This window comes from Pedococcus sp. NPDC057267 (genome assembly GCF_042668795.1).
Classification (GTDB): domain Bacteria; phylum Actinomycetota; class Actinomycetes; order Actinomycetales; family Dermatophilaceae; genus Pedococcus.
The window spans coordinates 1-13,424 of sequence record NZ_JBHUYG010000112.1; the positions used below are offsets into that span (position 1 = coordinate 1).

Annotated in this window: 13 protein-coding genes and 1 other RNA gene; 8 read left to right on the top strand and 6 right to left on the bottom strand. The window is 71.5% G+C overall.

Annotation, left to right across the window (positions count from 1 at the left end; genetic code table 11):
- Positions 1 to 173: 173 nt before the first annotated feature.
- Positions 174 to 2,507, bottom strand: a complete 2,334-nt coding sequence (locus ACFUC1_RS18085; RefSeq protein ID WP_379122288.1) for an immune inhibitor A domain-containing protein — start codon at positions 2,505 to 2,507, stop codon at positions 174 to 176.
- A gap of 278 nt (positions 2,508 to 2,785) precedes the next feature.
- On the opposite strand from ACFUC1_RS18085, the gene panB reads away from it, so the two are divergent.
- From panB to ACFUC1_RS18105, 4 genes are all read left to right on the top strand, one after another.
- Positions 2,786 to 3,664: a 3-methyl-2-oxobutanoate hydroxymethyltransferase gene (gene panB, locus ACFUC1_RS18090; protein ID WP_310157861.1), complete on the top strand. Its 879-nt coding sequence runs from the start codon at positions 2,786 to 2,788 to the stop codon at positions 3,662 to 3,664.
- Between the two features lie 154 nt (positions 3,665 to 3,818).
- Positions 3,819 to 4,886: a M36 family metallopeptidase gene (locus ACFUC1_RS18095; RefSeq protein ID WP_379122290.1), complete on the top strand. Its 1,068-nt coding sequence runs from the start codon at positions 3,819 to 3,821 to the stop codon at positions 4,884 to 4,886.
- Positions 4,887 to 4,953: 67 nt separating this feature from the next.
- On the top strand, positions 4,954 to 5,961 hold the full coding sequence (fgd, locus tag ACFUC1_RS18100; RefSeq protein WP_379122292.1) for a glucose-6-phosphate dehydrogenase (coenzyme-F420): 1,008 nt from the start codon (positions 4,954 to 4,956) through the stop codon (positions 5,959 to 5,961).
- A gap of 43 nt (positions 5,962 to 6,004) precedes the next feature.
- Complete coding sequence (locus tag ACFUC1_RS18105; protein WP_379122294.1) at positions 6,005 to 6,640, top strand: class I SAM-dependent DNA methyltransferase; 636 nt, start codon at positions 6,005 to 6,007, stop codon at positions 6,638 to 6,640.
- A 34-nt stretch (positions 6,641 to 6,674) separates the two neighbouring features.
- On the opposite strand, the gene ACFUC1_RS18110 is transcribed toward ACFUC1_RS18105, so the two are convergent.
- Positions 6,675 to 6,857, bottom strand: coding sequence for a methionine aminopeptidase (locus ACFUC1_RS18110; protein WP_379122295.1), 183 nt, complete (start codon positions 6,855 to 6,857; stop codon positions 6,675 to 6,677).
- Between the two features lie 50 nt (positions 6,858 to 6,907).
- Here ACFUC1_RS18110 and map point away from each other — a divergent pair, with 50 nt between their 5' ends.
- Positions 6,908 to 7,771, top strand: a complete 864-nt coding sequence (gene map / locus ACFUC1_RS18115) for a type I methionyl aminopeptidase (protein WP_379122297.1) — start codon at positions 6,908 to 6,910, stop codon at positions 7,769 to 7,771.
- A 56-nt stretch (positions 7,772 to 7,827) separates the two neighbouring features.
- On the top strand, positions 7,828 to 8,583 hold the full coding sequence (ppgK, locus tag ACFUC1_RS18120) for a polyphosphate--glucose phosphotransferase (RefSeq protein ID WP_379122299.1): 756 nt from the start codon (positions 7,828 to 7,830) through the stop codon (positions 8,581 to 8,583).
- Between the two features lie 64 nt (positions 8,584 to 8,647).
- Here the strand turns inward: ppgK and ACFUC1_RS18125 are convergent, their stop codons facing one another.
- Genes ACFUC1_RS18125 through ACFUC1_RS18135 form a run of 3 tightly spaced genes read right to left on the bottom strand, consistent with a single transcriptional unit; the run spans position 8,648 to position 11,681 of the window.
- Positions 8,648 to 10,216, bottom strand: coding sequence for a hypothetical protein (locus tag ACFUC1_RS18125; protein ID WP_379122301.1), 1,569 nt, complete (start codon positions 10,214 to 10,216; stop codon positions 8,648 to 8,650).
- Positions 10,192 to 10,962 (bottom strand): ABC transporter ATP-binding protein, encoded by a 771-nt coding sequence (locus ACFUC1_RS18130; RefSeq protein ID WP_379122303.1) that lies wholly within the window; start codon positions 10,960 to 10,962, stop codon positions 10,192 to 10,194. The genes ACFUC1_RS18125 and ACFUC1_RS18130 overlap by 25 nt, the downstream gene beginning before the upstream one ends.
- Before the next feature lie 59 nt (positions 10,963 to 11,021).
- A complete protein-coding gene (locus ACFUC1_RS18135) occupies positions 11,022 to 11,681 on the bottom strand; it encodes an MBL fold metallo-hydrolase (protein WP_379122305.1) in 660 nt (219 codons plus the stop codon).
- A 427-nt stretch (positions 11,682 to 12,108) separates the two neighbouring features.
- On the opposite strand from ACFUC1_RS18135, the gene ACFUC1_RS18140 reads away from it, so the two are divergent.
- Positions 12,109 to 12,519: a hypothetical protein gene (locus ACFUC1_RS18140; protein WP_379122306.1), complete on the top strand. Its 411-nt coding sequence runs from the start codon at positions 12,109 to 12,111 to the stop codon at positions 12,517 to 12,519.
- A 106-nt stretch (positions 12,520 to 12,625) separates the two neighbouring features.
- On the top strand, positions 12,626 to 12,772 hold the full coding sequence (locus tag ACFUC1_RS18145) for a hypothetical protein (protein ID WP_379122308.1): 147 nt from the start codon (positions 12,626 to 12,628) through the stop codon (positions 12,770 to 12,772).
- Positions 12,773 to 12,849: 77 nt separating this feature from the next.
- Here the strand turns inward: ACFUC1_RS18145 and rnpB are convergent.
- An RNA gene (gene rnpB, locus ACFUC1_RS18150) (RNase P RNA component class A) lies at positions 12,850 to 13,247 on the bottom strand.
- Between the last annotated feature and the right edge of the window lie 177 nt (positions 13,248 to 13,424).

Consider the following 13,424-nt stretch of genomic DNA (forward strand, 5'->3'; position numbering starts at 1 on the left):
CGGCGCCCACCTCAACACCCCGGTGGCGCCGAATGACCCGCGTCGGACCAGCAGTGGGTGGGCCCCGCCGGCCCGCACCCGGCGGGGCCCTTCCGTGGGCCGGGACATGCAGGAGCGCCGCGACGCCGTTGTCGCGGGGCTCCTCGGACGGGTGCTCAGGGCATCCGGTCAGCTCACTTGAAGCTGACCTGCACCTGGAGCTCGTTGCCGCCGTCCGCGGACTTGTTCACCTTCATGACGGTGCCGGAACCGGCGACCTTCGTGGAGTTCCACGGGTTCGTGGCGTCCCAGTAGGCGTTCGGGTTGCTGTCGTCGAAGGTCGGGATTCCCGGCCGCGACGGCACCGTGGTCGGGACGCCGTTGCGGTGGAAGGTCACCGCGTCGGTGGCCTCGAGGCCGAAGGTGGCGTCGAACGGCTGGCGACGGTTGCCCAGGAGCTTGCCCCCGGGGAAGGTGACCGGGGCCGGACGTGCGTCGACGGGGAGCACCTCACCGCCACCGGGGTGGCCGCTGGTGTTGTTGTCGCTGTACTGGCCGTCGATGTACCAGACGAGCATGCCGTTCTGGTACGGGAAACGCTCCACCCAGTCGGGCTTGGTGTTCGCCCAGCCGAAGTTGTACGGGCCGGTCTGCAGGGTCTTGTCATAACCGGTGTACGTGCGGTTCTCGGCGATGTAGTAGTGGCTGGCCTGCAGCGAGGTCGAGCCACCCATGCGGGTGAAGCCCTTGGCCGTCCAGCCGTTGTCGCCCGACTCCACGTCGTCGGTGAAGACCGGCGCGCCGTCAGCGCTCACCGTGATGTCGTCCACGAACGGGCCCTCGTAGCGGAGGCCGCCGTCGGTGGCGTAGCGGAAGCGGAACTGGACGCTCTTGCCGGCGTACGGCGTGAGGTCCCAGGTCTGCTGCGCCCAGGGCGTCATGGCCTCGTTGTCGACCGGTCCGCTGATCGGCGAGCCGAGCTGGTTCCAGTTGCTGCCGTCGGTGCTGACCTCGGCGTAGAGGTAGTCGTAGCCGTACTCGATGTTGTACTGCAGCCACGCCGAGACCGAGCCGGAGGTCTTGCCGGTCAGGTCGACCGTGCGGGTCAGCGTGTTGTTGAGGCTGTCGTCCGCACCGCCCCACCACTCCGTCGAGCCGCCGTGCGGCGTGTTGTAGTCGGTGGTCACCGTCTTGTCCGGGAGCGTCGTGATGAGCGCCTGGTAGTCGGACCGGCTCGCCGGCTTGTCGGCCGGGCCGAGCTTGACGGTCGAGTCCTGGCCGTACGGGACGACCTTGTAGTCGAGCCAGCCGAGCTGCAGCTTCTCCCACGGGCCCATGTAGCCGGGCGTGGTGCCGATCGAGTCGGTGCCGTGGTTGAGCCAGGAGCCGCCTGACATCAGCGTCCAGAAGCCGGTGCCGTTGTCGCCGCCCTGGGTGTCGTACAGGTCCGGCAGGCCGAGGTCGTGGCCGAACTCGTGGGTGAAGACGCCGAGGCCACCGTTCTCGGGCTCGGTGGTGTAGTCACCGATCCACAGTCCGGAGCTGCCGAGCGGCACGCCCCCGAGCTTGTTGAAGTCCGGGCCGGTCTTGCCCTGGTCGGTCGAGAAGGCGTACCAGCGGTGCGACCAGATGGCGTCCTCGCCCTGGGCGCCCCCACCGGCCTCCTCGCCCTCTCCGGCGTGGATCGCCTGGAAGTGGTCGATGTAGCCGTCGGGCTCGTTGAAGTTGCCGTCGCCGTCGTAGTCGTAGCGGTCGACCTTGTCGAACTGCTTGAGGTAGTCGGCGATCTGGGCGTCGGTCTTGCCCTGGGCCTTCTGGTCGTCGTACCAGGCGGACGCGGTGTCCTTGATGTAGTTCCAGTAGCCGTCGGACTCGCTGGTGCCGTCACCCTTGACCGGGTTGTGGCCGTAGCGGGACTCGTTGTACGGCACCGTCACCCAGTCGGAGACGTCACCCTTGGCGGCGAACCGGCCGTTGGACTGCTTGGCGTAGAAGTCCTTGAACGACTCACCGTCGCCGAACATCATGTCCAGGTAGTGCTGGCGGTCGTAGTTGCTGCTCCACGCCGTCGAGTTGTCGTCGGTGCTGTTGCCGTCCCAGTTGCGGTCTGGCTGCGGGATGTTGTTGTGCACCGGGCCGGCAGTGCCCCCGGTGCGCGGGTCGACCTTGTCACCGAAGTCGGTGAGGATCGTGAAGATGTCCTCCTCACGCTCCACGGGGTAGGACACGTAGCGGTCCTGGGATGCCTTGCTTCCCTTGGGAGCCTTGGCGTTCCCCTTCACCTTGATGACGCGCTGCCCGCCGCGGGTCTCGGTCGTGGCCTCGCCCTTGAGGAGCTTCTCCACCGCCTCCTTGCGCAGCGCGCGCTGGGCGTCGCCCAGCGGGTTCGGCAGGTCGTGCGACCGGTTGGCGGCCTTGGGCTCGTTCGCCGTCGGGGCAGGGGTTGCCTGCGCCGGCGCCGTCGCGACACTCAGGGCGACTGCCGCGGTGGCAGCGCCCGAGATGACGCTCAGATGACGTCGTTTCACGGATCCTCCAGTTTTGATTTGTGTGTTTTGCGCCCCTTCGGCACACACAAGGGCGAGCCAAACACGGCGGGACGGACGAGACCTAGACCCCTCCTGTTAAGGAGTTCGTAAATTTGTGACCGATCGGTCGAGAATCCACGGGCGTCCGCGGGCGCTTGCCTCCGTTTGGTTGCACTGGAGGACCAACTTCGTTGCGCAATGCAACCACTATGCGATGCGCCGGGGCCCGACCCGCCTGCTCCCCCGCCGTGGCACGAGCCTGCTCCTAGGATGCCGCCATGACCGAGCAGCCCAGCCCGTCCTCGCCCGCACCCGAGACGACCGCGCCGTACGGCACGGGCGTGCAGGCGGCGCCCCAGCGTCGCGTGCGCATCCCGCACCTGCAGGCGTGGAAGGAGGAGGGGCGCAAGTGGGCGATGCTCACCGCCTACGACATGTACTCGGCCGAGATCTTCGACGAGGCCGGCATCCCCGTGCTCCTCGTGGGGGACTCTGCCGGCAACAACGTCTACGGCTTCGAGACCACGGTGCCCGTCACGGTCGACCACCTCGTCCCGCTCGTCCGCGCGGTCACCTCGGCGGCCCGGCACGCCATGGTCGTGGCGGACCTGCCCTTCGGCTCCTACCAGGCGAGCCCGCAGCAGGCGCTGGCCACCGCGACCCGCTTCATGAAGGAGGGACTGGCGCACGCTGTGAAGCTCGAGGGCGGGGCCGCGATGGTCCCGGAGGTCGAGCTCCTCGTCCGCGCGGGCATCCCGGTCATGGGGCACATCGGCTTCACCCCGCAGAGCGAGCACGTCCTCGGCGGCTACAAGGTGCAGGGACGTGGCGACGCCGCCGACCGGCTGGTCGACGACGCCGTGGCGCTGGAGCGGGCCGGCTGCTTCGCCGTCGTCATGGAGATGGTGCCCGCGCCCCTGGCCGCACGGGTCACGGAGGTCCTCGGCATCCCCACCATCGGCATCGGCGCGGGTCCGGACTGCGACGCGCAGGTGCTCGTCTGGCAGGACATGGCCGGCCTGCGCGGCGGCAAGGCACCGCGCTTCGTCAAGAAGTACGCCGACCTCCGTGGCGACCTCGGCCGGGCCGCGCAGGCGTATGCCGCGGACGTCGCCTCGGGCGCGTTCCCCGCCGCGGAGCACTCGTTCCCGGAGTGACGCCACCGGCCTGAGGGGCGACCGGTGCCCCGACCCTCCGTGTCCGCAGGGGCCCTCGAAGTCCTGCAGCGGTAGGACCCACAACGGGGCCGGGAACGGCTACCGTCGCCGCGTCCGGTCCCGAACCGGGGGCCGCCACCCGTATGGAGGAACCGTGCCTGTGCGTCGTCACCACCTCGCAGCCCTGGCGGCCGTCGCCGTCACCGGGCTCGCCACGACCCTGGCCGTCGCCGCCCCGGCGTCGGCGACCAAGACCACCCCCGGGACCACGACCGGCACGGCCTCGGTCTTCATGGTCAACCCGGTGCAGTCCTCCGGCGACGAGTCCCTGACCGACCAGAACGACTCCGACGCCGCCGTCCCCGCCAGCGCGTACGCCACCGTCCAGCTGCGCAACCTCGACGGGTCTGGTTACCTGCGCGGCAAGTGGGTGACGGTCGAGTCCGCCACGGGCACACCGGCATTCAGCTCGACCAACACGTTCATGTACACCCGACACCAGGACCAGTTCGAGCAGGTGATGGGCTACTTCTGGGTCAACCAGGCGCAGGAGTACCTCCAGTCGCTCGGCTTCGGGTCGACCCTGCCGGGCATCGTCAACCAGCCGTTCGACGTGAAGATCGACCAGTACGGCGGCGACAACAGCTACCAGACCGACAAGCCGTACCGGATCCGTCTCGGCAAGGGCGGCGTGGACGACGCCGAGGACGCCGAGGTGATCGTCCACGAGTACGGCCACGCGGTCCACGCCTCGCAGGTCCCCGGCTTCGGCAGCTCGCTCGACGCCGGAAGCATCGGCGAGGCCTTCGGCGACTACTTCGGCGTGTCCGTCGGGCTCGCCGCGGCCAAGCAGTACGGCTGGCCGGTCAAGGCCGAGGAGGCCTGCCCGATGGACTGGGACTCCACGTCCTACACGAGCGCCCCGCACTGCATCCGGCGCTTCGACCGCAACCTGACCGTGGCGACCCGCAAGGGCGAGGTCCACTACGACGGCCAGATCTGGAGCCAGGCCCTGTGGGAGATCCGCAAGGGCTACGAGGCGATGGGCCGCCCCACGAGCGCGTGGGACACGACCATGATCGACGCCCAGTTCGACTTCGCCCCCGACACGTCGTTCTCCGCTGCCGCCAAGGCGGTCTACGACACGGCGCTGGCGCGTGACGGCGCGAAGGCCGCCGCCCTCGTCAAGGACCGGTTCGCCGCTCGGGGCATCACCTTCTGACCCAGGCCGGCCGTCCTTCGGGGCGGCCGGCCGCGCCGCGGTGCGCGGCGCGGCATACGGTGGCGCCATGACGCTGCGCATCGGGTACAAGGCCTCCGCAGAGCAGTTCGCTCCCCGCGAGCTGCTCGACTACGCCGTGCAGGCCGAGCAGGTGGGGCTGGACAGCGTGTGGATCTCCGACCACTTCCAGCCCTGGCGGCACCACGGCGGCCACGCCCCGTTCTCCCTCGCGTGGCTGGCCGCGCTGGGTGAGCGCACCGAGCGGGTGCAGTTCGGGACGTCCGTGATGACGCCGACCTTCCGGTACAACCCCGCCGTCGTGGCGCAGGCGTTCGGCACCCTCGGGTCGCTGTACCCGGGCCGGGTCGCCCTCGGCATCGGGACCGGCGAGGCGCTCAACGAGGTCGTCGTCGGGTCGGTGCACGAGTGGCCGGAGTTCAAGGAGCGCTTTGCCAGGCTGCGCGAGTCGGTGCGGCTCATGCGTGCGCTGTGGACCGGTGAGCGGGTCAGCTTCGAGGGCGACTACTACTCCCTCACCGACGCCACCGTGTACGACCGGCCCGACGAGCCGGTTCCGGTGTACGTCGCCGCAGGCGGCCCCCTCGTGGCCCGGTATGCCGGGCGCTCCGGCGACGGCTTCATCTGCACCTCGGGCAAGGGCGAGGAGCTCTACCGCGACCAGCTCGTCCCGGCCGTCGACGAGGGCCTGGAGAAGTCCGGACGCACCCGCGAGGACATCGACCGCATGATCGAGGTCAAGCTGTCGTGGGACCCCGACCGGGATCGGGCCGTCGCCAACTGCCGGTTCTGGGCGGCGCTGTCGCTCACGGCCGAGCAGAAGCACGGCACCAGCGACCCGCTCGAGATGGAGCGGCTGGGCGACGAGCTCTCCGACGAGCAGGTCGCGTCGCGGTGGATCGTCTCCGACGACCCCGAGGAGGTCGTCGAGGCGGTGCGGCCGTACGTCGACCTGGGCTTCGACCACCTGGTCTTCCACGCCCCGGGCGACGACCAGTCGCGGTTCCTCACCACCTTCGCCGAGCGGGTGCTCCCTGGCCTCCGGGAACTGGGCTGAGCGCCGGGTTCCGTTCCAGCGCAGGCGAATCTACGCTGGGCGCATGAGCGACGGACTGGAGGGCGAGCCCCGCACGCGGTGGTCGGAGGTGTCCGGCGGCATCGGTGCGGCCACGGCATACCAACAGCGCTTCGACGACCTGGCGGCCAGCGGGGTGGACATCCACGGCGAGGCCGCGTTCGTGGAGGCGCTGCTGCCGCCGCCGGCCCGCGTCCTCGACGCGGGATGCGGCACCGGGCGCGTGGCGACCCAGCTCACCGCCCTGGGGTACCTGTGCGTCGGGGTTGACGCCGACGCCGACATGATCGCGGTGGCGGAGCAGCGCGACACCAAGACGCGCTGGGTCCGCCAGGACCTCAGCCGGCTGCAGCTGCGCAGCCAGGCCTTCGACGTCGCCGTGCTCGCCGGCAACGTCGTGCCCCTGCTCGCACCGGGCACGCTCCTGCGGACCATGGAGCGGGTCGCGGCCCACCTGCGACCGGGCGGGCTCGTCGTGGCAGGGTTCGGGCTCGACGCCGCCCACCTGCCCCAGGGCTGCCCCGTCACGCCCCTCGAGGAGTACGACCGCGCCTGCGCGGTCGCCGGACTGTCGGTCGGGCCTCGCTTCGCGACGTGGGACAAGCAGGTGTGGCGCCCGGACGCCGGCTACGTCGTCGCGGTCAACCACCTCGACGACTGAGGCGGTCGCTGCCCGGGCGGGGCCGGTGGCGGGGTCAGTCCTCGCCCTCCTCCCACTCCTTGTCCGCGGCGTCCCAGGCCTCCGTCTTCTCGCGGGCGGTCTGCAGCGCGCGGGACGCGGCGTCCTGGCTGTCGTAGGGGCCCATGAGGTTCGCGCCCTGGCTCTTGTCCTCGTCGGTCTCCACCTGGCCGGTGTCGACGTTGTACCAGTAAGCCATGGGGTGACCTCCCACTCGACGGATGCGGTGACGTCCCTAGACTCCACCGTATGCCGTTGACGTACGCAAGCGTGGCGCCCGGCGTGGTGTCGCCACGTCGTCCGGTGCCGGCCTCGATCGCCCGCCCCGAGTACGTCGACCGACCCCAGCCGCGGCGCGACCTCGACGGCGACGTCAAGGACGCGGAGACCATCGAGAGGATGCGGGTCGCGGGCCGGATCGCCGCGCAGGCCATGGCAGCCGCGGCCGAGGTCATCGCCCCCGGGGTCACCACCGACGAGATCGACCGGGTCGGGCACGAGTTCCTCATGGACCACAAGGCCTACCCCTCGACGCTGGGCTACCGCGGCTTCCCGAAGTCGCTGTGCACCAGCGTCAACGAGGTCATCTGCCACGGGATCCCGGACAGCCGTCCCCTCGAGGACGGCGACATCGTCAACATCGACATCACCGCCTACGTCGACGGCGTGCACGGCGACACCGACGCCACCTACCTGTGCGGGGACGTCGACGAGGAGTCGCGGCTCCTCGTCGAGCGCACGCGCGAGGCCCTGGCGCGCGGCATCAAGGCCGCCCAGCCCGGCCGCTCCGTCAACGTCATCGGGCGCGTGATCGAGAGCTACGCCCGGCGCTTCGGCTACGGCGTCGTGCGCGACTTCACCGGCCACGGGATCGGCCGGTCGTTCCACAGCGGACTGGTGATCCCGCACTACGACGCGGCACCGGCGTACGACACCCTCATCGAGCCGGGGATGACGTTCACCATCGAGCCCATGCTCAACCTCGGCACGCACGAGTGGGAGATGTGGGACGACGGCTGGACCGTGGTGACCCGCGACCGCCGGCGCTCGGCGCAGTTCGAGCACACCATCCTCATCACCGACAGCGGCAACGAGATCCTGACCCTGCCGTGACGCGCGGCGACACCCCGACCCGCCGTGACGCACGGCGACCGCAAGGAGGCGGACACATGGCCAAGCACGGACTCCCCCTCGGCATCGACGTGGGCGGCAGCGGCATCAAGGGCGCACCCGTCGACCTCGACGAGGGGACGTTCGCCGCGAAGCGGATGCGCATCGACACCCCGGTGCCGTCCACGCCCGACGCCATCGCCGACGTCATCCACGGCATCGTCGACCACTTCGACGAGGTGCGCGGCGACTCCCCCATCGGCATCACCATGCCGAGCGTCGTGACCCACGGGATCGTCCGCAGCGCCGCCAACATCGACAAGTCGTGGATCGACTTCGAGGGCGAGAAGCTGTTCGAGGCCAAGCTCGGCCACGACGTCGTGCTCGTCAACGACGCGGACGCCGCCGGTGTCGCCGAGCTCCACTACGGGGCCGCCAAGGGCCAGAAGGGCCTAATCGTCATGACGACCCTGGGCACCGGCATCGGCAGCGCGCTGATCTACGACGGCGTGCTCATCCCCAACTCCGAGCTGGGCCACCTCGAGATCGACGGCCACGACGCCGAGACGCGTGCCGCCTCCTCGATCAAGGACAAGGAGGGGCTGAGCTACCCGGAGTGGACCAAGCGCCTGCAGCGGTACTACAGCCACCTCGAGGCGCTGCTCTGGCCGGACCTCATCGTCGTCGGTGGCGGCGTGTCCAAGGACCACGAGGAGTTCCTGCCCCTGCTGAAGCTGAAGACCCCGATCGTGCCGGCCAAGCTGGAGAACAAGGCCGGCATCATCGGGGCCGCCTGGCTGGCCGCCCACAAGTAGGCGGTTCCCGGCCCGGGCCCAGCAGAGCCCGGGGCTCCGCGGCCCGGGGTCCGATGGGCCCGGCTCAGCGCATCGCGACGAGGTCCTGCAGGAGCAGGGCCTGGCGCCGGGTGAAGAGGTCGGCGCCCAGCCTCGTCCCCACCACCAGCGCGACGACGCCGAGCGCCGGACCGACCACCAGGGCGGCCCAGGCGGCCCACTCCCAGCCGTACCAGGCCGCGACCCCGAGGCCCAGGGCGGGCAGCGACAGGGCGACCACCGCACCGCCGCAGACCGTCTGCACCGCCATGGTCACCCCCACCGAGCCCGGGCGGGAGCTGAACGGGTTCTCGCCCGGCGGCGGCACGGCATACTGCTTGACCGCGCTGGTCACGCACGCGACGGCGAACCCGTTGAGCACCAGGGCGACCGCGACGCCGAGGGTGGCCGGCAGCAGGCGCCACGGGCCGCCGACGAGCGGCCCGAGCAGGGTGTAGAGCGGGATGCAGGCGGTCGCCATCACCGCCGACGGGAAGAGCCGGCCGAGCCGGTCGGCGACGGGGTCCATGCCCGCGCTGACGTGCATCCAGAACGCGGTGGAGTCGTACCCGACGTCGTTGTGCTGCCCCCAGCCGATGAGGTATGCCGAGACGAGCGGCATCGCGACGAGGGCCAGGTCGGAGTGCTTGGCCAGCCCGGGGAACAGCAGTGCCGCCGGCATGAGGATGGTCATGAGGGCGGGGACGTTGAACCGGGGGTCCCGCACCCAGTAGGTCCCGGCGCGCGCGGCGACGGCACCGAGCGGGGTGGCGGGCAGGCGACCGAACAGGCCCAGCCCGCGGTGGCCGCCTCCTCCACCGCCGGTGCTGCGGGGGTTGCGCAGGACCGACGTCAGCAGCCGTTCCCACGCGACGAGGAGCACCGCGGTCCAGGCCAGGGCGAGGGCGAGCAGGCCGAGCGACGGCACCCAGTGCCCGGCCGCCGCTGCGGCAGGTGCCCCCCAGGCCCAGCCGAGCGGCGTCCACGCGAGGACGTCGGCGACCCGCCGGGTCGTCCCTGCGCTGATGCCCCCGTTGCCGAGGCTCGCCGCGAGCGGCCCGACGGCCAGGAGCACCACGAGGCCGCCGACACCGGCGATGTCGCGGCCCCGACGGCTGGCGAGGACCGCCGCCGCGGCGGCGGTGACGATGCGGCTGAGCAGCACGCACCCGAGGAGGGCCAGCGGGACCGCGACGAGGGCGACGAGCAGCGATCCCACGCCGAAGGAGCTGGCCACGACGGCCCCGACGCCGAGCAGCAGGGTCGCCAGGCCGGGCAGCCCCACGAACCCGGTGACGACGAGACCGGCGGCGAGGGTGCGCTCGGGGACGGCGAAGGTGGCGAACCGCGCGGGGTCGAGGGTCGGGTCGGTGCCGAAGAGCACCACCGGGAGCACCGCCCAGCCGATCGCCAGCGCGGACCCGCCGACGAGCAGCACGGTCCTCAGCAGCTGGGGGTCGCCCGCGACGCGCACCCCCACGAGGCCGACCAGCGCGGCCAGGAGGAACCCGCCACCGTAGAGCACGCCGACGACGAGCCCGACGATGACGGCGGCACCGCGTCGCAGGCTGTTGCGCAGCAGCTGGAGCTTCAGTCGGACGAGGTGCGCAACCACGCGAGCCCCTCCACGTCCCCGGTCCCGCCGACCAGCTCGAGGAACCGGTCCTCCAGGCTCCGCCCGCCGCGGACCTCGTCGAGCGGACCGGCCGATCGCACGACGCCTCCGGCGAGGATGGCGACGTCGGTGCAGATCCGCTCGACCAGCTCCATCACGTGGCTGGACAGGACGACCGTGCCGCCGCTGCCGGCGAAGTCCTCGAGGATGCCGCGGATGGTGCGCGCCGAGACGGGGTCCACCGCCTCGAACGGCTCGTCGAGCACGAGCAGGCGCGGGGCGTGGACGAGCGCGCAGGCCAGGGTGACCTTCTTGGTCATGCCGGCGGAGTAGTCGATGACGAGCTTGTCGGCGGCCTCGGTCAGCCCCAGCGCGGTGAGGAGCTCGGCCACGCGCTGGGCGACCAGCTGCCGGTCCATGCCCCGGAGCAGGCCGGCATACGTCACGAGCTGCTGGCCGGTGAGCCGGTCGAACAGGCGCAGGCCGTCGGGGAGCACACCGATGCGCGACTTCGCGGCGACCGGGTCCTCCCAGACGTCGACCCCGAGCACCCGGGCCGTCCCCGCGTCGGGACGCAGCAGCCCGGTCGCCATCGACAGCGTCGTCGTCTTGCCGGCGCCGTTCGGCCCGACCAGCCCGTAGAAGGCGCCCCGCGGCACGTCGAGGTCGATCCGGTCCACGGCGACGACGTCGTCGAACCGCTTGGTCAGTCCGCGCAGGCTCAGGGCGGGCTCGGGGCTGGGCATGTCCCGGACGCTACCCCGGGCGTCCGCTGCGCCGAGGCGGCTTCGCGGCGTTTCGCGGGTCAGCCGGCGGTGAACTCCTCGGTGCGGCCGCCGGCGAGGTCGTGCACCTGCGTGTCCGGGGAGCCGAGGTTGCGCGCCTGGTCGAGGTAGAGGCCGCGGCCGGTCTCACTGAGCAGGCCGTCGTGCACCGGGACGGCGTGCGGGGCGGCGAGGCGGCGCAGGAAGGCCGTCATCTCGCGGCTGCGCTGCCAGGGAGCGTTGAGCGGGAAGGCGAGGACGTCGACCTGGCCGGGCTCGGCGTCGAGCGCGTCTCCGGGGTGGAAGAAGGCCGGCTCTCCCTCGGCGCGCAGCAGCATGCCGGTGTTGTGGATCCGTGGCAGGTCCTCGTGGATGAGGGCGTGCATCTCCCCCACGCCGGTCACCGTCACCGTGCCGACCTCCACGGTGTCGCCGGCGAGCACGGCCCGGACGTCGATCCCCTTGTCCTGCAGGAGCTTGGCGGTGTCGGGGTCGGCCAGCACCTGGGCACCTGGGTTGGCCTCGAGCAAGGCGGGGAGCCGGTCCTGGTCGAGGTGGTCGGGGTGCTGGTGGGTGACGAGCACGGCTGCCACGTCGCGCTGCCCGGCCGCCCCGGGCGACCACACGCCGGGGTCGAGGAGCAGGCGCGTGTCGGCGAGCTCGACGAGCAGGCTCGCGTGGCCGAGGGAGGTGATCTGCATGGGCCCACCGTATGCCGGGTGGCGCCACGCGGCGCGGCGGCGAACGACGGCCGGAGTCACCCACCCGCGGGTGTCGTACTACCCGCGGGGCGGCAGTCCTCGGCCGAACGGACGAGCGCCGCGCGGCCCTTCGGCCCGACCCGTCCCCCTGCGGCGCGAACCGCTCGCCCCGTCCCCCGGCGGCCCCCTACCGTGTGCAGCGAACACCGGCCCCACGCGTCGTACGCGGGCGTCGCCGGTGCACGGCCTTCCCCACGCCGTCGCAGGTGAGCCGACGCTCCCGCAGGCTACCGGCGGCTTTAACAAACCTTTACCATCAATACCAAGCAATTGCCTGAACTTTGCCTTTGCTTTGCGCTTTGCTGGAGCCGCTGAACAGGGGTGCCCACATCGTCACCCCACCACCGCGCAGGGCAGGAGGCACGACATGCAGCACGTCGGAAACGAGCTGGGCCGCATCATCGAGGAGCGGCTGGAGGAGCGTGGGTGGCCGCTGACGCGGCTGGTCGACGCCGCCGGCCTCGACCCGGACGTGGTGGCGGAGCTGGTCGGCCCGGCCGAGCTGCCCGCGATGCCGGACGAGGAGACGCTGCAGGCCCTGAGCGACGCACTCGACCTGCCGTACCGGGAGCTCGTCATCACCGCGGCGTCCGCCTGCGGGCTGGCCCGGTCGATGGAGGGCGAGCGCGTGTACGTGCTGCGGTTCGCGACGAACGAGGAGCTGCTCGCCGAGCTGCGCCGCCGGCTCGTCCTGGGTCGTGGCGCCGCCGACCCCACCCGCCGCCGCCTGGCCCACTGGGCGCTGGCACAGCAGGCGCTCGACTCCGAGGCCGTCTGAGCCAGCGGGCAGGTCACTGCCCGACCCACACGCCTTCAATGACATCGTGACGGCGTCGACAGCGTGCGTTCAGGCAACGCCCAGCCTGCGGACGCATGCTGGCCGTGTGAGCACCCGGAGCAGCCACCTGCGACGCCGGTGGCACCTCTGGCAGCGGTCGAGCGCAGCCTCCCGCGTCCGTGACGTCGCGCTGGTCCTGGCCGCCCTCCTCGTCCTCGCCGTCGTGGTCGTGGCGATGCGCGTGGACCACTGAGGCCCACAGCCCCGCTCTCGGGACGGCGCACCCGCCCGGGTGCGACCGCACCCCCATCCGGGGCCTACGAGGTGGGGTGGATGAGTCGGTCGATACGCCGGGTTCTGTTCCGCGCCGCCGTTACCGGCGACGCGGCGACGGTCATCCATCTACGACAGCCGTTGCCGACTGCCTCCAGCGTCCTACCCGTGTGCTCGGGCGGGCCGCCCTCGGACGCACACTGTCTGGACTTGCTCCGGGTGGGGTTTACCGAGCCGACCTGGTCACCCAGGCCGCTGGTGGTCTCTTACACCACCGTTTCACCCTTGCCGCGACGCCTGCCCGGCCGGAGCCGGGTGGTTCGCCGTGGCGGTCTGTTCTCTGTGGCACTGTCCCGCGGGTCACCCCGGGTGGCTGTTGGCCACCACCCTGCCCTGTGGAGCCCGGACGTTCCTCGGCGGTGGTTTCCCACCGACGCGACCGCCTGACCGACTCATCCGCCCCCAAGGATAGGGGACGTCCGCCGGGCAGCCGGCCACGCGGCATACCCACCCCACCGACCCAGCCCGGGCCGGCCTGGCCCACCCCCGCAAAACGGCAGTTGCTGGCACGAAACGTGGGTCCAGAACTGCCGTTTGGTTCCAGCAACTGCCGTGTGGCGGTAGGCAGGCGC